We start from the raw sequence: 20,022 nt of genomic DNA on the forward strand, positions 1-20,022 counted from the left end.
CTCAGTCAATTTACTCACAGCCTAAAGTCTTTTACTTTAGTAGTGATATTCGCCGCACTTAACAGGGATCATGTTTGGCATGACAGATAAAACCCCATGGTCGCTTCGCACCCTTGGCACTCCTTCTCCATTCGAAATGGCGATGATGCTATTGTCCTTGCTGTCGGTGATCATAGTACTTGTCATGACCTTCGGCCGCCTAGATAGCGAAACCTACCGCTTGCTCTTCTTTGTCGATACCAGTATTTGCATGATTTTTATGATCAACTTCTTTGTTGGGTTGATCCGTGCTCGCGATAAACGCTTTTTCATTAAACACCATTGGATTGATTTTATTGCCAGTATTCCGGCGATTGAAGCCCTACGTATGGCACGGCTTTTTCAAATCCTACGGGTAATACGCCTGATCCGCATGAGTCGCTCACTGCTGCTCCCACTGGTAAAACAACGTAAACAAGCCACCTTAGCCAGTTTACTGGTTGCTATGGTGACGATTCTGACATTAGCTTCCGTCATTATGCTCATCGTCGAAAGCGGCACCGAAGGCGCCAATATCCAGACCGCTGAGCAAGCGATTTGGTGGGCATTAGTCACTATCTCTACCGTCGGCTACGGCGATTATTATCCTGTAAGCACAGCAGGCCACATCATAGGTGGCGTGGTCATTGTCAGCGGTGTGAGTTTTTTTGGTGTGATTTCAGGTTATATGGCATCGGTATTTGTCGCGCCAGATGAATCTGAACGCCAAGAACGCCAAGATGCGCATAAAGCCGAAATCAAATCAGAGCTTGAATTAGCCTTAGCGAGAATGGAAGAGAACCAACAAAAAATAGAACAAAATCAAGCGCAAATGCTGGCTCAAATTGCGGAACTTAAGCAGGCTATCAAAACAAAAAATAGCTGACTTTGTTGCGAAAACGGACTAATGAAAAGGCTCAATCTAATATAGATTGAGCCTTTTCCGTTTATCAGCGATAAAAAGTAATATTACCAGTAGACCTGCTGTTGCATCGCGTTACGGCGTGTCGATTCCATAGCAAACAACAAACTCTGCTGCTTGTCTTCCAGCCACTCAGCTAAATTGATATCTAACTCCCGACTCGCATCCTGTAAGGCGCGATAACAAGCCAAAGTTTTAATCCCAAGCGCGAGATCTTGCCAAGGTGCACGAAATGCGTCCCGTGATTTCGCCTCATATAAACTGCCGTAGGCATGACCCACAAGAATGCTCGCATCCAACACTGTGGCCACTTGTAGATAATTTGCCGCTGTCATGACGCTATTGAGTGGCATGACCTCAATTATCGCCATCCAAGAAGCTTGCTGAGCACGATCGGCATGCTGGTGTAAGCTAGGCTGATGGGTGATATCCACTTCACCAGCACTGATCTTTAGCAACAGTTCAACAATAGCCAGCTGTAATTGACCATATTCGGTCTGTTGCCATAGGAAGAGTAAGCGTCCCGTCAGATTAATCTCTGTCAGTTGCGCCAGAAGTCGCACTTTAACTTGGGCGTGTTGGCCAAGTTTAGCAAATAAGCCTCTTTGGCTACCAAGCAAAGCGGTCAACGCCTGTGCCTGCTCAATAAAATCGAGCTGCTTTTCAATCAGCATAAATTGGCTAGACAGTGTCACATTCAATAATTCGAACTGATTTAGGGTCATGCGCAGCAAACGAATACAGGCGCGCATCCGCCACCATAGTACCACACAGGCTTCAGGGTCGCTTTCCTCTGCGATCATGCTCTCTAATAATTGCCAACGCTCAAGGGCGGTTTCAAGCAGGATTTGGCAGTTTGCACTTAAATCCTGTGAAGAAGAATCGTGTGACTCGGCCAGTGGCAGAAATTCCAATGCTTTTAAATCGAGCGGCTTAGCCTTGCCCGCCAATCGATAGCCCCGCTGCGCTTTACTGGCCTTACCTAAACGCACGGGCACAACGCTCGCCACTTGCATCGCCAGCTTAAGTAGCGCCTCAGTATCGCCGCTGAGGAGTTCAAACTCGAGCTCACACAGGGCTTCTTGCTGGCCATTTGCGGTGATTTCACCTATGTCTAACGCCACTTCGACCACGCTGTTATCAATCTGAACATGCCAAGCGCGACGATAAAAATCGGTGTGAAATATACAAGTCAACTGAGCTTGCGTCGCCGCTAAATCGGCATCAACGGGCCAAATGCTGGTAGGAAATAGACTTAAGTCTGGGCTATCGGATTGGATAGTCACATTGTATTCGGGCCGCGAATGAATGCCGCCCACGACTTGTCCTGCGGTTTTTATGGTCTGCTCTCGGTGCGCATCGTAACCGCGCACCCGCAATCCCATGTCCCACTGACGTAATTGCAAGTCAGGGGTGTCGAAGTAACCATTCGCCAAACGACGTTGACCTTGAGGTACGGCATTATCGAGACTATCTAACTTATTTATCAGGGATTCTTGATATATCGGCAGGAAAAACAGTTTTAATTCAATCTCAGCATTCATTGCGTAACCGCTCACTTTGTCATCAAATATTCATCGATGCGTCATCTTTAGTTCATAATGTCACAAATGTGTCATAAAAATCCCGTAGGATTTGGTTTTGCAGTTGGTATATAACCCGTTAGAATAAACCTGTCGTTTTTTCTGAAAAAACACAGTTTCAATACGCGGACGCATAGGTTAACATGCGCCCGCTTTTTCCAATAATGGAACAATCTAAATAGGTAAACGGCAATGCCAGTAAACTCTATTTTGGGCGTGTTTGCAAAATCGCCAATTAAGCCTCTTCAAGAGCACATGGACAAAGTACACGATTGCGCATCGTTACTCGTCCCCTTTTTCGAAGCCACTATCACAGGTAACTGGGACAGTGCAGTTCAATTACGTAAGCAAATTAGTTTAGCCGAGAAGCAAGCAGATTCACTGAAGCGTGAAATCCGTCTGACTCTGCCAAGCGGTTTATTTATGCCAGTAGAACGTACAGATTTATTGGAACTTTTAACTCAACAAGACAAGATAGCCAACAAAGCCAAAGATATTTCCGGTCGTGTTATCGGCCGTCAGCTGTTAATCCCTCAGGTCATGCAAGTCCCATTTATTGCTTATCTACAACGCTGTATCGATGCGGTAGCACTAGCAAAACAAGTCATTAATGAACTCGAAGATCTGTTAGAAACAGGTTTCCGTGGCCGTGAAGTCGACTTAGTGGCAAAAATGATCAACGAACTCGATATCATCGAAGAAGATACTGACGATCTACAAATTCAGTTACGCCGTCAGTTATTCGCTATGGAATCTGAATTGAATCCTGTCGATGTGATGTTCCTCTACAAAACGATTGAATGGGTCGGTGGTCTTGCAGATCTTGCCGAACGCGTCGGTTCGCGTCTTGAGCTTATGCTGGCTCGCGTTTAACAAATTAAGGTTATCAAGGTATCAATATGGTTGATGCAGGTATTGAGGTGGCTAACGTCTTAGTCACCAATGGCCCGTGGCTTATTGCCATTGCGGCTGCATTTGGTTTTCTCATGGCATGGGGTATTGGGGCGAATGACGTCGCCAATGCGATGGGAACCTCTGTAGGTTCAAACGCAATTACAATTAAACAAGCGATTATTATCGCAATGATCTTTGAGTTTTCCGGTGCATTTTTAGCTGGGGGCGAAGTTACCAATACAATTCGTAGCGGTATTATTGATTCTAGCTATTTCACTGCAACTCCTGAATTGCTGGTTTACGGCATGATAGGATCATTGTTGGCAGCAGGTATTTGGCTTGTCGTCGCATCGGCTCTTGGCTGGCCAGTATCAACGACTCACTCCATCGTCGGTGCCATTATTGGCTTCGCCGCCGTGGGTGTTGGTGCAGATTCAGTCTCATGGGATAAAGTAGGCGGGATTGTAGGCTCTTGGATCGTAACCCCCGCTATTTCGGGCTTTATGGCATTCATCCTCTTCCAAAGCACTCAAAAACTCATTTTCAACACTGACGATCCATTGAGTAATGCTAAGCGTTTCGTACCTTTCTATATGGCATTTGCTGGTTTCATCATGTCATTAATGACGATTATGAAAGGCTTATCCCATGTTGGTCTGCATTTCTCAGTTACCGAGTCTTACCTACTCGCAGGTGCTATTGCTGCTGTAGTTGGTATCTTAGGTAAAATCGCCATTTCACGCTTACAAATGAGTGATAAAGCAGATCGTCAAACCCAGTTCAAAAACGTTGAAAAAGTGTTTGCGATCCTGATGGTTTTGACTGCTTGTTGTATGGCTTTTGCCCATGGTTCAAACGATGTAGCAAATGCGATTGGTCCATTAGCGGCGGTTGTTTCTGTCGTCAATAGCGGTGGTGAGATTGCAGCGAAATCACCTCTAGTCTGGTGGATTTTACCTTTGGGTGCCGTAGGTATTGTGATGGGTCTGGCGATTTTTGGTCAGCGCGTTATGCAAACTATCGGAAAAAACATCACTCACTTGACGCCAAGTCGTGGTTTTGCGGCAGAATTAGCCGCGGCAACGACTGTAGTTATTGCTTCTAGCACTGGTTTACCTATTTCTACCACACAAACCTTAGTGGGTGCGGTATTAGGTGTAGGTATGGCCCGTGGTATCGCAGCGATTAACATTGGTGTGGTACGTAATATAGTCGTATCTTGGGTTGTGACCTTACCAGCAGGTGCTGGCCTATCAATCATCTTCTTCTATATGATTAAAGGTATTTTTAATTAAGAAGTCTCGCTAAATGTGTTGCTGACATTAAGCAGTATTAGCGCCTAGGACTAGAAGGTCGTAGGAAAGATTGAATTAAATTGGAATGGTCATAGCATGGATGCCGTAAAGTTGAGGGAAGTCTATGACTTCCCTCTTGCATTACAGGCCTCAAATCCCTAGCATGTGCAGACTATTTCGTTGATGAGAATACAAAAGTGTTTAGACTCCTGACTCTGGTAGGAATGATCTTGCTGTCTTCCAACCTGCTGGCCGAAGGCCAATCCCGCTACATCTCGGATAACGTGTTTCTGTATCTTTTAGGTGGCCCTGGTACTGAGTTTCGAATTGTTGGATCAATTGAAGCGGGTCAACCTGTGACACTGCTCAACGAAACTCAAGGTGATTACTCCAAAATAATCGACCATAAAGGCCGTGAAGGTTGGGTACAAACCAACTTGATCAGTTCGACTCAAAGTTTCCGTGAGCAAGTCCCTGCGTTAACAACTGAACTCGCACAGGCCAAAGCTAAGTTAGCAGAAGTATCAAGTTCAACAGATAATCATGCCGGCGAACTGCTCGAATTAAAGGCTAAACTAAGCGAGTTAGAAACCAACCTAGCTAAAACGACTCAAGAACGTGATCAACTGAAAAATGCGGTAGATCGCACAGCTCAAGACGAGCGTTTTGAACTTTGGCGCCAAGGTGGATTAATCGCAGGCATGGGCTTAATCCTAGGCATTATTTTAGTGTATTTACCTAGACCACAACGTCGCAATAAAAAACGTTGGATGTGAGTCTGACACACAAAAAGTCTTAATTTACCTTCCAAAAGCCAGTGTTTTCAAACACTGGCTTTTTTGTCAATCAAGCGTTACATCGACTTATTAACAAGCTAATCAAACAAGCTTCACAATCTTTCACGCTATAGTGTTGTCCGTCACATTTTGGTTGTATAATCTGCGCGCGCAAACCTTCATATTGTATACAAAATATCAAATGCGTTTGGCGCCTCCCAATTTGTTTCAACAATAGCGCCCCAATAACGGCCAAGATGGAAGCGATAACTATGTTCAAAGCGAGTGAAGTGCTGGCAGGCCGCTACGATTCTGCCAATCTCGACGAACTGTTCAAAGCAGTCAGCGACAACTACATTGTCGATGAAGAACAATACTTGTCAGAGCTGATCAAACTAGTGCCCTCCAGTGATGAAGCCATAGAGCGCGTCACTCGTCGTGCCCACGAACTGGTCAATAAGGTTCGTCAATTCGATAAAAAAGGCTTGATGGTCGGCATAGATGCCTTCCTGCAACAGTACAGCTTAGAAACACAGGAAGGCATTATCCTGATGTGTTTAGCCGAAGCTTTACTGCGAATTCCCGATGCGGCCACTGCCGATGCGCTGATTGAAGATAAGCTTTCAGGCGCTAAGTGGGATGAGCACATGAGCAAGAGTGACTCAGTACTGGTTAACGCATCGACCTGGGGCTTAATGCTCACAGGTAAAATCGTTAAACTCGATAAAAAACTCGATGGTACTCCAAGCAACTTGCTGAGCCGCTTAGTGAATCGCCTCGGTGAACCCGTGATCCGTCAAGCCATGATGGCAGCGATGAAGATCATGGGTAAGCAGTTCGTACTGGGCCGCAACATGAAAGAAGCCCTAAAAAACAGCGAAGATAAACGTAAGTTAGGTTATACCCATTCCTACGACATGCTGGGCGAAGCGGCGTTAACTCGCAAAGATGCCGAGAAATACTATACCGATTACGCCAATGCGATCACTGAGCTCGGTGCTCAAAGCTATAACGAAAATGAATCACCGCGGCCAACAATCTCCATCAAGCTGTCGGCATTGCACCCACGTTACGAAGTGGCCAATGAAGACCGCGTCTTGACTGAACTGTACGACACAGTGATTCGCCTGATTAAGCTGGCACGTGGCTTAAATATCGGTATATCTATCGATGCCGAAGAAGTCGATCGCCTCGAGTTATCACTAAAACTGTTCCAAAAACTGTTTAATTCTGAAGCAACTAAAGGCTGGGGATTACTCGGCATAGTAGTACAAGCCTACTCTAAGCGTGCCCTGCCCGTACTGGTTTGGTTAACGCGTCTGGCAAAAAATCAAGGGGATGAAATCCCAGTGCGTCTGGTAAAAGGTGCCTATTGGGATAGCGAACTTAAGTGGGCGCAACAAGCTGGCGAAGCCGCTTATCCACTCTACACTCGCAAAGCCGGTACTGACGTTTCTTACCTCGCCTGCGCCCGTTACTTGTTATCGGATGCGACTCGCGGTGCTATCTACCCACAATTTGCTAGCCACAATGCGCAAACGGTGGCGGCAATTTCCGATATGGCGGGCGATCGTAACCATGAGTTCCAACGCTTACACGGCATGGGACAAGAGCTGTACGACACGATTTTGGCTGAAGCCGGTGCTAAAGCGGTACGTATTTATGCGCCTATCGGTGCGCATAAAGATCTACTGCCCTATTTAGTCCGTCGTCTGCTGGAAAACGGCGCGAATACTTCGTTCGTCCACAAACTGGTGGATCCTAAAACCCCCATCGAGTCATTAGTGGTGCATCCGCTAACAACGCTGACGGGCTATAAAACCCTGGCTAACAACAGAATCGTTTTACCTGCCGATATTTTCGGTAGCGAACGCAAAAATTCCAAGGGACTCAATATGAACATCATTTCCGAATCTGAGCCATTTTTCGCGGCACTAGAACAGTTTAAAAATACCCAATGGCAAGCGGGCCCTCTGGTTAACGGTAAAACCTTAACTGGCGAACATAAAACTGTTGTTAGCCCATACGACACTACCCAAACCGTAGGTCAAGTCGCCTTCGCCGACAAAGCTGCAATCGAAGCAGCCGTCGCGTCTGCTGAAGCAGCATTTACCTCTTGGGCACGCACACCAGTGGAAACCCGTGCCTCTGCACTGCAAAAATTGGCCGATTTATTAGAAGAAAACCGCGAAGAATTGATCGCCCTGTGCACCCGAGAAGCGGGCAAGAGCATTCAAGACGGTATCGACGAAGTACGTGAAGCCGTTGATTTCTGTCGTTACTACGCAGTACAAGCCAAGAAGATGATGGCAAAACCTGAACTGCTTCCAGGCCCAACGGGTGAACTGAACGAACTGTTCCTCCAAGGCCGCGGTGTATTCGTGTGTATCAGCCCATGGAACTTCCCATTGGCCATCTTCCTCGGTCAAGTGTCTGCGGCATTAGCGGCGGGTAATACAGTCATCGCAAAACCCGCGGAACAAACCTCGATTATTGGTTACCGTGCGGTGCAACTCGCTCATCAAGCGGGTATTCCTGTCGAGGTGCTGCAATTCTTACCAGGTACTGGTGCAACTGTCGGTAGCGCAATTACGGCCGATGAACGTATCGGTGGCGTGTGCTTTACCGGTTCTACTGGCACAGCAAAACTGATTAACCGCACACTCGCCAACCGCGAAGGCGCGATTATTCCATTAATCGCCGAAACGGGCGGTCAGAATGCCATGGTAGTGGACTCAACCTCTCAACCCGAGCAAGTGGTTAACGATGTGGTTTCATCATCATTCACCAGCGCGGGCCAACGCTGCTCCGCACTGCGCGTGCTATTCCTCCAAGAAGACATCGCCGATCGCGTGATCGAAGTCCTGCAAGGCGCCATGGATGAATTGGTGATTGGAAACCCAAGTTCAATCAAAACCGACGTAGGCCCAGTGATTGACGCCACCGCCAAAGCCAACTTAGATGCGCATATCGATCATATCAAGCAAGTCGGTAAGCTTATCAAGCAAATGCCGCTGCCTGCTGGCACTGAGAACGGTCACTTCGTGTCGCCAACAGCAGTGGAAATCGACTCAATCAAAGTGCTCGAAAAAGAACACTTTGGCCCAATCCTGCACGTGATCCGCTACAAGGCAGCCGAACTGAGCCAAGTGATCAACGAGATCAACAGCACAGGCTTTGGCTTAACCTTAGGTATCCACAGCCGTAACGAAGGCCATGCCCTTGAAGTTGCCGACAAAGTGAATGTGGGTAACGTCTACATTAACCGTAACCAAATCGGCGCTGTGGTGGGTGTACAGCCTTTCGGTGGTCAAGGCCTGTCAGGCACAGGTCCTAAAGCCGGTGGCCCACACTACTTAACCCGTTTTGTGACTGAAAAGACCCGCACCAACAACATCACCGCCATAGGTGGTAACGCCACGTTACTGTCACTGGGTGATAGCGAAGAATAAGCACACTGAACTTGCTTTAGAATATCGCTATGCATCTTTAGCCATCGCGATAACAATAAAAAAGCCAGACTGAGTCTGGCTTTTTTATTAGAGTCTAAAACGGTACTTATCTATGACGTAACAATTTAATTAAAATCTCAGTCATTACATATCCGTCATTAATACGGGTTGGCCAAAACCTTTAAGTTCAGCATGGGAGGACTCAAAATACTGTTGCCAAAACTGTTTCAACGGCAACATTACTTGACCGCCTCTAAATCCTTTTGATGTAGCAGGAACCCAACCCGCACCTAATACGTAAATATCTGCCTGCTTAAAATCACTCAGCATATTCGCTTTTTGTATTTTTAGCATTTCTTGCTCAGGTTCGATAACTTTTAAGGTGTTTTTACTGTAAAAGCTGGTCACATCTGAATTTTCAACCATATCGGACACAAGTAACAATACTCGGCGTCCTTCGGTATCGGCAGCCACTTGCGGCGCAATAACCTGAGATAAATTACTGAGGATTTCAGTTTTGGGCAAATCCACATAATTAGGTTTAAAAGCATGTTTTATATGGGCATCAATTTTACTTCTAACGAACTGAGCTTGCTTGTTCATGCAATTATCAAAAGCCATTAGATTTTTCTTCGATACGTCATCCCTGTCAGCAATATCAGTATCCAGCCTGCCACTAAACAAAACATCGGTATAAAAATCTTTTACATAAGCACTAAAGCTAATGATAGTAATTTTATCCCCAGCTTGTAGGAAGAGATGCACTTTCTCATGAACTAACTGTTTAATATTTATGTCCGGAGAAAAAGTACCATCGATCGCCACAAACAAATGTCGGCCAGAAACTGTCTTTGCCGTTAGTGGATCAATTTTGGCAAACTCGTAGCAACTTTTAATATCATTTCTCTCAGCGGCCATCGCAGGCAAACACATAGAAATAGCTAAAGTGCCAAACAAGCCAGTAACCACCAACTTAGCAAGCTTTGTCATTCCTGTCATGAACTTAACTCTCCAAGTATCTCTTTGCGTAAACGATCGCGCATCTGTTCTTCCGTTTCAACAACCTTTTTTTGCTGAGTTATTTCAGCAAGCAGCTCTTGTCGAATACGTTGTTCAGCTTGTTCTGGCGTTTCGGCCTCTGCAGCTTTTTTAGCATTCGCTTCAGCAACAAGCTCGGCTTTCAATCTTGCTTCCATCGCCTCTGGTGCTTCGGAAGTTTCTACCTCAACAATATGAGACGTTGCCACCACAGCGGCACTTTTCATCGCCTGATGGCTGGCTAATGTTTGATGCTCACGTAAACGTACCGATTGATCATATCGATTTTCGGCATTACCTAAATCTTCCATATACGTCAGGAATGAACGCTCACCACAGGCCTCTAACACCTCTAGCACCTTAGGATCTTGGCAATTAGTTTCGGCTTTTTGATTCATTCTTTGCTGCAAGTTAGTTAGGCGCTTCTGGGCTACACGCGCAACTTGCTGCTTTAAACGAGAATAATGCGTCTTAAACTCACGCTCACTTTTAAAGTTGCCAATTTCTTTACGCGCATCTTTAGAATGTTTGCCAGCAAATCCGGTTTTAAAACCAATTAAAATACCGAAAATCTGTAATAGGATGAATAAGAAAGCAAGAAAAATAAAAGTTCCCCAACCGCCTTTCTGTTCACGATCCCACACGTCATCCTTTGCTTTATCACCTGCACTTTTAGACTCATCCAGTAAGAGTGCTGGAGGTGCTTCAGCATAGGGGTCTTGTTCTTGATACAATCCACTCGTTTGCTGAATATTGACTTCATCAATGTGCATTTTTTCAAGCACTTGACCACGCACATAGGTTGCCAATACTGCAATAACTAGGATCGCAATAGCAGTAACCGTGGTGATGAAATAACGGGGCTTAACCTCTGCGTTAGTAGAGATCCGATTAATGAGTTGCTTATATTGAGGCTCATTATCATCCTCAAAGGTTTTATCTAAATTAATGCGAGTATTAGGTGCCAGTTCTGGCGTCGATTTGTCGCGGTTTTTAGCATTCTTCCACCAGACCTTGGCCTTTTTAATGAGCGAGTTAGCATGCAGCTCATGTCCAGTAAAGTGAGTTAAACCTACCAGTAAAACCGAGATTATGAAGGCGATACCCACAGCACCTTGCTGCTGTAGTTTTTCCGATGCTCCGGGAATCGTGAAACCTGAAAGAACGTAACTAAATCCCATTGCTTCAACAAACACTAAAGCGGCAATCAATATCCACCCCAAAATATGTAAGTTGTTACGACCATTTTCTGTCACTTTACCTAAATAGTCTTGGCTTTTACTGAAAAGCTCCTCGTCCTTATTCACTTTCTCATAATGAGCGGCAAAATCAGTACACAGTGCGACTTCAGTATTCAACCAATCCTTATCGTAAATCTTAACTTGGGTTTCATAATCTTTCGCTAAGCGACTCTCCTTACCGATTACCGGAAAGGCATACCATGTATTAAGCCACCAGAAACTGACCTTATCCCACCAAACCGTAATAATGACCACTAATACCATCAACGAAAGTAACAGCGACACTAACGTGCGATACTCATTAAATAACATAGACACAAAATCCATTTACCGCTCCTAAGCACATTGCTTATAACAATTTGGGTTCAAAATCGGCTTCATAAACCGTTTTATTCTTCTCGTAGTACAACTTGCCAGCAATCGCGGTCGCTGAACGATCGATTGGCATCACCACATCTATACAGCGCACAGGAGAGTCTTTTTCCGTTGTAAAAACACGATATAACAAGCCTTTATCACCATAATAAGTCTCTACATGGCTCGTAAGCTGATAATTTGGATCATCTTTACTTGAACCTTTGTAATTCTTCCAAATATTCACTTTAGGCGCAGAAACAGCAGTGCCACTGTCCTTAATCACAGCAACAGGGGTCAAACCAATATAATGGCCATTCACTTTATAACCCCAAGCAGTACCATTCATACCCGGTAAATAATCTGCTGTGTTGTAATCCTTACGATTATAGCTCTCACCTGTGGCTAAACTCTTCACGTCCCCCGTGACTCTCGGTCCCTCAACGGCGCAATTTAGGCTAGAGACTTCAGATGCATACGCCTTGCTAAATAATGCAAAACCGCTCTCTTTTTTAGCACCCACTAACTGGGTAAAGTTTGTCGATGGGTCGAGCATTTTCTTACCACCAAAATCTACCAAGGCTTTTTGCAGTTTCACTGGCTCAAGTAACTTGACGATTTCCGACTCCGTCATTTGTATTTGAGCTGGTTCAAGGCGAGAAGTGCTCGGTTTAGTTGGCTGAGTTGTAGGCTGCTTTTCCACTTGATTAGTAGGCTTGGCTGCTGCCACTTTATCCTGCGATCGGCGGGATAAATAACTCAAATTTGCCTTCTGTTTGTATGAATAAGCCAGTAATTGATCCGGTTTACCGTCAATTTCAATAATTTCTACTCGACGATTTTTTGCTTTGCCAGCGTCATCACTATTAGCTGCAACAGGCTGTGACTCCCCTGCACCTTGGAAGAATAATCGCTCAGTCGGAATGCCAGCTTGATTAAAGAGGGTTGCCACATAACGCGCTCTCGCTTCGCTAAGCTCTTGATTTAACGATTCAGCACCACTGGCATCTGTATGACCTGTAATCAAAATGTTTTGTTTAGAGTCTTTATAGATAGCGGCGAGTTTTTGAAATTTTTGTTTAGCTTGTGGCGTCGCCTCTGAAGCTCCAGAAGCAAACATCACTTCACTATTACTCGAAACTGTCGCAGCCATACCCACAACTTGATAATTAGCGTACTTTTCTGAATCTTCCTTCGACATGGTTTGTTCGGTTGAACTGATCAGTAAGCTACTTTGTTGTTCATCTGATGCTTTTGAAGCGCTGATTGAAGTAAATTGAATATCAAGATTTTCTGTTTTCGCTAACTGTTCTAATGCTTCGCGTTTTTGCTGAAAATCATAACCAACGGTACAACCAATCGCAGCACCAGCGGCACCGCCATAAAGCATACCTTCATTGCCACCTAAATAATTCCCAATCAGTACACCTAAACCAGTACCAATAGCACAACCAATAACAGTTTCTTTATTATCTTCAACAGATTGAGTGATGGCACAACTGCTAAGCGCTAATACGCCAGCAACTGCGAGCGATATGGATTTCAAATTTGACTTCATAGTCATCCCTAACTTTTTAAAAATTCAAAATTGAATTTTAGATGCAATAAATTAAGTTAAGGATTAGAAGGAATTAGCCCTAAAAAGTCAATCTAAAGTTGATACTGATGTAACCAAAATATTAATTAAGGCTGAAATTTGTGAGCAACTTTATATCGAAGATATTTAAGCGACTGACACAGGAGTTGTCATAAAACAGTTTTATCCTAATGTGAAATCACAATCACTATGCAAAAAAATCATTACTGGGAATCGTTTCTCAGTTGCACCAAATCTTTCATAGACCTCATAATCTGCACATGACTAATCTCTCTCTTTCTCCCCATATTACATTTTACTAAGGTGGCTATGACATTTTCGTTGTTAGATATTTCTGCATTGGTGTGGTTTATCGTTTCTTGGGCTGGCTACACCGCCTTTGCCCGTAGCAAGGCGAGAGATACAGACTGTATTGCCCGTGGTCTGCATAAGCATAGAATTTACTGGATGCTTGAGGTGATGACCCGCGGTGTGCGCGTGGGTGATGCGGCACTACTGGCCAACTTAGAACGCAATATTGCCTTTTTTGCCTCGACCACGCTGTTTGTGCTTGCGGGTGTACTGACCTTATTTGCGCAAGTTGAACGACTAGAAAGTGTTATTGCGACGATTCCCTTCGCTACGCCACCGAATCATGCGCTGGTGCAAGTCAAGTTAGCTCTGCTAGTCGGCATTTTTGTGATGGCCTTCTTCCAGTTTACTTGGTCAATGCGTCAATACGGCTTTGTGAACGTGATGATAGGCGCGGGTCCTCTGGACACCGATGGCTCAAATGACAATCTCAAAGCCTATGCAAGACAAATGGCGACAGTGCAAGATCAAGCGGCACACTCCTATAACTATGGTTTACGCGCCTATTACTTTTCAATGGCGGTATTGTGCTGGTTTGTACACCCGATACTCTTTATCTCGGCCAGCTTATTTGTGGTCGCAACCTTATATCGCCGCGAATTCAAGTCCCGTGCCGTTCTGGCGATCACGGCAGCAAAAGGCCATCTCCAAATAGAGAGCCAAGTGCGGGAAACCGCCCGCAACCATAAAATAGAATCATAGCCTTGGCAGTTTAGGCCGCTGGCGTCATCTTGATTGGAATTATTGTTCTATACTCTTTGGGTTATGTTTCTATTGAATTACTGGGAGAGTGCCATGAGCGATAACTTATTAACCTTAGATGAAGTGTGCAAAATGCTAGATAAAACACCAGCGACCATTAAACGCTTCGCTCGGGAGAATTTACTCTCAAGTGTTCAAGATGGTGACGAATTAAAATTCCCTGAAGCGGAAGTTAAACGCTACCTCGCCTTTTCACAACGCTTAGGCTAAAACGCATCAAGTAACTCACGGCAAATAAAACTGAGTCATCAGTATTTAAGCCGTTTGAGTTTGTGAAGGTGGCTTGAATTGAAATGTGATACTCGAATTTAAGTACACTGCTTAAGTTTAAGTCGTTGATAGCGAGTTCAAACAGACAGTGAATGCGATATGGACAGTGAAGCTCAAAGGGATTTGAACTGAGCCATAGCGGTTTGTTGCAGTGGATTGATTAGCCGAATTTAGCAGTGCAAACCATAAAACTTAAACTATGGAACTTTAAGCTATTAAGCCTCAAGCTGTTAATCCAAAAGATTGAACCATTACTTATTATTTAAAGCCTGCTGCAACTGCCGATAGGATAACCACTCTCGCTGCACTTCACTTAGGCCTAAGTCAGCAGCGAGTTGTTGCAATTGAACTTCATACTTAGGCAACAGGGTTTCATCATTTGTCATAATCGCGAGTTCAGCAAAATTCCCTAAACCTTCGATATGATCAATTGTTAGATGAAATTCACCGAGAAAATAGATACTGCGGCGCTTTTTAATTTCTAGTACGCACTCATAACCTAAGGTCTGCAGCATTCTTTTTGCTTTTGTTGCTTCAGTGATATTCACGGCTTCACAGCGGTCTTTTTCTGGCCCTTTCACTATCCACAGCATTATCCCCGATGGCTGCATCTCACGGATACACAAGCTCTTGTGCTCACCTTTAAGTGATTGTGATGGCAGATCAAAGTAACAGTCATGCTCAAGGTTATCTTCGAGCATGACCTCGGGATTTCTCATTTGTAAGGCAGCGAAAAAAGCGTGGCGATCCAATAAACGATATTTAAGCTCGACCTCAAACTTACCATTAAAATGAGCATTAATTTGTGGGGCTAATGCTTCTGGCATCGCAGGGTTCATAGATTCATATCCGCTTTTAATGGGTAAAATATATCGCTATTTATAATATTGAGCGCCAACGTCTTAATTCTAAAAGATTAAATCCAAAACCTTAAGCGAGTCTTTGGTACAAGGCCTGATACTCTGCACTGTCTTCAATTAAGCTCTGGTGAGTACCAGACGCAATAATCCTCCCCTGACCGAGTAAATGAATTTGATCCATCTTCGCCATAGCCGTTAAACGATGGCTAATCATCAGCAAGGTTTTATCCTGAGCAAACTCAAATAGTAAACTTAAAATTTCTCTCTCGGTACGTTTATCTAACCCTTCAGTCGGTTCATCGAGCAATAGCAGCGGCGCATCACGCAGCAGCGCTCTTGCAACACCAATCCGGCGCTGCTCCCCGCCCGAAAGCTGACGTCCACCTTCACCAATCCACATATCCAGCGGTTTATCACCCGTGAGTAAAGCGCCAAGTCCAACCCGCTGTAACACATCAATCAAGCGCGCGTCGTGGGCCGTGCGTTTCTCACCTTCGATAACAGGTAGCGCTAATACTAAATTTTCCCGCAAGGTGCCCGCAAACAAATAGATGCGTTGGCTAATCACAGTTATCGCATCCCTAAGGCCGCGCTCGCTGTAATCTGAAAGAGGAAGACTATCGAGCTTGATGTGCCCTTGCTGCGCTTGCCATTCGCGGGTAATCAGCGCCAGTAAACTCGACTTACCGCAACCCGTTGGTCCAAGTAACGCGACTTTTTGTCCCGCATTTATCTCAAGGGACAAGCCTTGCAGCACGTGTTGATCGTCTCGATAACCAAAGTGGATATCTTCAATCTGTAAGGCGCCAGACTTTGCCTTAAGGCCTGTATCGACAGCAAATTGAATATCGGCCTTTTGTTCGGTGATTTCATTAATTCGCGTTGCGGCCAATACGCAACCTGACAAATGCTGAAACGCGCCCGCGATCGGCATCATCATCTCGACGCAGGCCATAGTCGCAAACACCATAAGTGCAAACATGGGGCCCGGCGGCACGGCATCACCCACACCTTGAGCGGCTAAATAAAGCATCATGATCAAGGCTGAGCCCGTGGAGAGGATCAACATGGCTTGGCTGAGAGCAGTGATATTGGCCATCGCGCTTTGGCTGCGAAAAAGTGCAATTTCTGCATCATTCAGTTTCTGCCTGAATCTGTCGTTCGCGCCAAATAGGCTAAGTTCGGCTTGGCCTTGCAACATATCCAACAACTGCACCCGATAATGACGCTTGGTCTCGAGCATAGTTCGGCTTGGCGCGTGTCCAAGGCGATAAAATAGCAGTGGCATCACCAGCCAAACAGCGACTAAGAATAAGCAAAGACTCAGTGCAAGTTTGGCATCGAACCAAGCAAGAAACAGATACAAGAGCCCCGTCATCAGAAGGGATGCTGCCATAGGCGTGAGCAGTCGCAGGTAAAGATGATCTAGGGTATCGATATCGGCCACTAAGCGATTGAGCATGTCGCCACGGCGTAGCCCCTGCAGATTTTTAGCACTTAGCGGCAAGAGTTTTTGCCACGCCCAAACGCGAAGCTCAGTCAGCAACTTAAAGGTCGCCTCATGGGTCGCTAAACGCTCGCCATAACGACTGGCAGTACGGGCAATTGATAAGAAACGCACCCCGCCCGCAGGAGTGAAAAAGTTAAAGGACTGCGCCGTAACTATTGTCAAACCCGCGACCGCGGTAGCGGAAAGAAACCAGCCCGAAAGTGACAGTAAACCTATGCCCGCCATCAAAGTAATAATGGTCAGCAGCAAGCCCACGGACATCATCAGCCATTGACGCGAGAACAATCGAATAAAGGGGATCAGCACTTTCATTGGGCATCTCCTTTAGTAGACTCGGCTGCACTGTCGAGTGGAGCGTCACTATCAAGCTGCGTCTCACTGGCGCTTGCCAATAACGGTACAAGTTCAATATCCGCCACGGACTCAATATTCTCGCGCAGTAAGGTTTGGAATAAGCCGTTTGTGTTAGACAAAGTGGTAAAGTCGCCCCGCTGCACTATCAAGCCTTTATCGAGCACAAGAATAGTATCCATTTGATCTAACTGATCTAATCTGTGGGTCACCATAATGCACATCTTACCCGCCATGGCGCGATTCAGCGCAGAACTCACCGCCTGCTCACTCTGGCTATCTAAACTGGCTGTGGGTTCATCAAGAACAAACAAACTCGCCTGCTGCCCAAGCGCCCTTGCTAAAGCAATACGTTGAGCTTGGCCAACGGATAAACCGGAAGATTGCTCACCGACTGGGGCATCTAAACCCAATGTCTGCGCCTTAACAAAGTCGCTGATATTGGCCTCAGCCAGTAAGTGCCACAGCGTATCGTCGGGCAGAGTGGGGTCGGCTAAGGCAACGTTATCCCGCACTGTGCCGTGAAATAACTGCGGTTCCTGTCCAAGCCAAGCTAAATGCTGTCGCCAATGGGCTAAGTCTAATGCGGATAACTCATGGCCATTAATCAACAAATGGCCCTTGTAGGGTAAAAATCCCAATAAGGCGTTGAGTAAACTGGTTTTACCCGCGCCACTCGGGCCAACTAAAGCTAAGCGTTCACCCTCTTTTAACTCAAAACTCAGCGGGCCAAGTAAACGCGTGCCATCGATACTGAACACCTCAAGATTGTCGGCACTCAGCGTCTCTATGCTATTGATACGGACGTGGCCGGCAAATTCAGGTTCCGGATGTTCGAGCAAGGTAATCAAAGCTTCTGCCGCGCCTATAGCCTGCGCCTTAGCATGGTAATGAGTCCCCATGTCGCGCAGCGGTTGATAAAACTCAGGAGCTAAAATCAGAATAAATAGCCCAGTAAATAAGCTGAAAGGAATACCGCCCATGTCAGGATCTGTACTTGAACTAATATTGGCATGGACGCCATAATAGCCAAAATCCAAATGGCCTAAATAACTGAAACCAAAGTAAACCGCCAATACTGCAATCGATACCGCGGCAAAAAACTCTAAGACTGCTGAGCTTAAAAAGGCCATGCGTAGCACAGACATAGTGCGGCTACGAAACTCTTCTGAAGCACTCGCGATCACCTTAAGCTCGGCATCACCACGGTGAAAAAGTTTCAACGTGCTTAAGCCTTTTAATCTATCCATAAAATGGCCGCTCAATCTTGCAAGCGCACTGAAGTTTTTGCGATTAGCATCGGCAGCGCCCATGCCAACTAAGATCATAAACATAGGGATTAATGGCGCTGTGAGTAACAGGATTAAGCCTGCCGCCCAGTTAATCGGGAATACCGCCGCTAAAATGAGTACGGGAATAAAACCAGCAAGGCTGATTTGTGGGAGATATCTGGCATAAAAATCTTGTAAATCTTCGACTTGCTCTAAGACTATGCTGGCCCAACTCCCTGCGGGTTTACCTTTAATAAATGCCGGACCTAGCTTAGTCAACTTGTCCATCACTGCCGCGCGAATATGGCCACGTAGACGCTTACCCGCCTCAAAACTGGCGCGCTCACGCCCATAAGCCAGCAAGGCACGCAGTAACATCAAGGCAATTAACGCAATAAAATGAGGAATATAGGTATCAATACTCACGCTGGAACTGATCGTTTGGGCATTGTCAGTTAGCGGTATAACTTGCCCTATGATCACGCCATCCAGAATCGTCGCGATAATATAAGCCTGCGCCACCATAGCGACGGCGCTTATCATCCCAAGCCATAACGACAATTTAAGGAACAGGCCACAGGCTTTTTTCTGGGCTTTAAGCCAAACAAGAAGGGATTTTTCTAACGACTTATCCATGGTGCTCCAACAAGAAAACAATTAAGCGACTCGTAGCGGGGATCGACTATCGATAACAACTCAGTTTAAGGGGCTTGCAACAGCTAAAAAGTTCCGATAGGGACGCAGTATCGCAGGCATCTACAACAGATGAAACCCTATCACAGACTTTTGCTAGCGGACTCACAAAAACGAGCTAAAGATAAATAAATCTAGGAGTTAACGGAACTTTACCTAGTACTAGCCTGATTTTAAAAACTTAGGTAGCATGAAGCTCTTTGTATTAAATGTCCTCTATCTATGCCAAATAAAAATGCTGGTTTCACCCTGATTGAACTCGTTGTGGTTATTATTATTCTTGGCGTATTAGCCGTAGTAGCTGCACCTAAATTCATTAATTTACAATCAGATGCCTATAAGAGTCAGCTCTCAGGTGCACTGGCTTCGATGAAATCCGCCGTCACTTTATTCAAATCAAAGTCGGAAATTGCTCACAGCGGCACCACGAATAGAGTCGTTTACGACGAAATCCGTGGCGAAAACTATCAGCCTTGGGCTGCCAGCACCAGCGGTATAACGCCAAGTACGGCTTACACGACTCCGCCAGAAATTTTTAAAGCGGCAGGGCTAAATGTGAATGAGTGGTCCTATCGAATTTACACCACCAACGGCACCTATGAAGTTATCGCCACACCAAAGCAAAAACTGAACCTTGCCACGCCCACAGAAGCGCAAGTCGAAGCGACAAATTGTTATATCGACTATAAATGGGAGACAACGGGCGTCCCCACTTATAAAAAAGTCGACACTGGTTGCTAGGCGACCTTAACGATAAAATATCTATAGAAAAACAGCGAGTTAA

15 protein-coding genes are annotated in these 20,022 nt (G+C 45.5%); 8 read left to right on the top strand and 7 right to left on the bottom strand.

Annotated features, from left to right (window positions below; translation table 11 throughout):
* The first annotated feature begins 79 nt into the window (after nt 1-79).
* Nucleotides 80-904, top strand: coding sequence for an ion transporter (locus L5M17_RS07885; RefSeq protein WP_219251958.1), 825 nt, complete (start codon nt 80-82; stop codon nt 902-904).
* Between the two features lie 83 nt (nt 905-987).
* On the opposite strand, the gene L5M17_RS07890 is transcribed toward L5M17_RS07885, so the two are convergent.
* Complete coding sequence (locus L5M17_RS07890) at nt 988-2,484, bottom strand: inorganic triphosphatase (RefSeq protein WP_263146487.1); 1,497 nt, start codon at nt 2,482-2,484, stop codon at nt 988-990.
* A 231-nt stretch (nt 2,485-2,715) separates the two neighbouring features.
* Here L5M17_RS07890 and L5M17_RS07895 point away from each other — a divergent pair, with 231 nt between their 5' ends.
* The 4 genes from L5M17_RS07895 (at nt 2,716) to putA (ending at nt 8,940) form a co-directional block, all read left to right on the top strand.
* Nucleotides 2,716-3,396 (top strand): TIGR00153 family protein, encoded by a 681-nt coding sequence (locus L5M17_RS07895; protein ID WP_105251552.1) that lies wholly within the window; start codon nt 2,716-2,718, stop codon nt 3,394-3,396.
* Nucleotides 3,397-3,422: 26 nt separating this feature from the next.
* The gene (locus L5M17_RS07900) at nt 3,423-4,712 is read left to right on the top strand and encodes an inorganic phosphate transporter (RefSeq protein ID WP_113939029.1); all 1,290 of its coding nucleotides are present in this window, start codon (nt 3,423-3,425) and stop codon (nt 4,710-4,712) included.
* Between the two features lie 224 nt (nt 4,713-4,936).
* Nucleotides 4,937-5,488, top strand: coding sequence for a TIGR04211 family SH3 domain-containing protein (locus L5M17_RS07905; RefSeq protein WP_105251551.1), 552 nt, complete (start codon nt 4,937-4,939; stop codon nt 5,486-5,488).
* A 257-nt stretch (nt 5,489-5,745) separates the two neighbouring features.
* Entirely contained in the window at nt 5,746-8,940 is a 3,195-nt protein-coding gene (putA, locus tag L5M17_RS07910; RefSeq protein ID WP_263146490.1) for a bifunctional proline dehydrogenase/L-glutamate gamma-semialdehyde dehydrogenase PutA, read from the top strand.
* A gap of 144 nt (nt 8,941-9,084) precedes the next feature.
* Here putA and L5M17_RS07915 read toward each other — a convergent pair whose 3' ends face one another.
* The 3 genes from L5M17_RS07915 to L5M17_RS07925 are packed head-to-tail and all read right to left on the bottom strand — an operon-like array spanning nt 9,085 to nt 13,131.
* Nucleotides 9,085-9,930: a hypothetical protein gene (locus L5M17_RS07915; protein WP_263146492.1), complete on the bottom strand. Its 846-nt coding sequence runs from the start codon at nt 9,928-9,930 to the stop codon at nt 9,085-9,087.
* A gap of 5 nt (nt 9,931-9,935) precedes the next feature.
* On the bottom strand, nt 9,936-11,546 hold the full coding sequence (locus tag L5M17_RS07920; RefSeq protein ID WP_263142684.1) for a hypothetical protein: 1,611 nt from the start codon (nt 11,544-11,546) through the stop codon (nt 9,936-9,938).
* Nucleotides 11,547-11,568: 22 nt separating this feature from the next.
* A complete protein-coding gene (locus L5M17_RS07925; RefSeq protein ID WP_263146494.1) occupies nt 11,569-13,131 on the bottom strand; it encodes an OmpA family protein in 1,563 nt (520 codons plus the stop codon).
* A gap of 348 nt (nt 13,132-13,479) precedes the next feature.
* On the opposite strand from L5M17_RS07925, the gene L5M17_RS07930 reads away from it, so the two are divergent.
* Both L5M17_RS07930 and L5M17_RS07935 read left to right on the top strand, forming a co-directional pair.
* Nucleotides 13,480-14,223: a DUF599 domain-containing protein gene (locus L5M17_RS07930; protein ID WP_131524297.1), complete on the top strand. Its 744-nt coding sequence runs from the start codon at nt 13,480-13,482 to the stop codon at nt 14,221-14,223.
* A gap of 93 nt (nt 14,224-14,316) precedes the next feature.
* Nucleotides 14,317-14,493, top strand: a complete 177-nt coding sequence (locus L5M17_RS07935) for a helix-turn-helix domain-containing protein (protein WP_006082937.1) — start codon at nt 14,317-14,319, stop codon at nt 14,491-14,493.
* Between the two features lie 311 nt (nt 14,494-14,804).
* On the opposite strand, the gene cyaB is transcribed toward L5M17_RS07935, so the two are convergent.
* The 3 genes from cyaB to cydD all read right to left on the bottom strand — a co-directional run bounded on the left by cyaB (nt 14,805) and on the right by cydD (nt 19,181).
* Nucleotides 14,805-15,392, bottom strand: a complete 588-nt coding sequence (gene cyaB, locus L5M17_RS07940) for a class IV adenylate cyclase (RefSeq protein ID WP_263146496.1) — start codon at nt 15,390-15,392, stop codon at nt 14,805-14,807.
* 91 nt (nt 15,393-15,483) lie between these two features.
* A complete protein-coding gene (gene cydC, locus L5M17_RS07945) occupies nt 15,484-17,235 on the bottom strand; it encodes a heme ABC transporter ATP-binding protein/permease CydC (protein ID WP_263146500.1) in 1,752 nt (583 codons plus the stop codon).
* A complete protein-coding gene (cydD, locus tag L5M17_RS07950; RefSeq protein WP_263146502.1) occupies nt 17,232-19,181 on the bottom strand; it encodes a heme ABC transporter permease/ATP-binding protein CydD in 1,950 nt (649 codons plus the stop codon). Before cydD ends, cydC begins: the two co-directional genes overlap by 4 nt.
* Before the next feature lie 279 nt (nt 19,182-19,460).
* On the opposite strand from cydD, the gene L5M17_RS07955 reads away from it, so the two are divergent.
* Complete coding sequence (locus tag L5M17_RS07955) at nt 19,461-19,979, top strand: type II secretion system protein (RefSeq protein WP_173496759.1); 519 nt, start codon at nt 19,461-19,463, stop codon at nt 19,977-19,979.
* The last annotated feature ends 43 nt before the right edge of the window (nt 19,980-20,022 follow it).

The sequence above is a fragment of the Shewanella sp. SW24 genome (assembly GCF_025653395.1).
Taxonomy (GTDB): domain Bacteria; phylum Pseudomonadota; class Gammaproteobacteria; order Enterobacterales; family Shewanellaceae; genus Shewanella; species Shewanella oncorhynchi.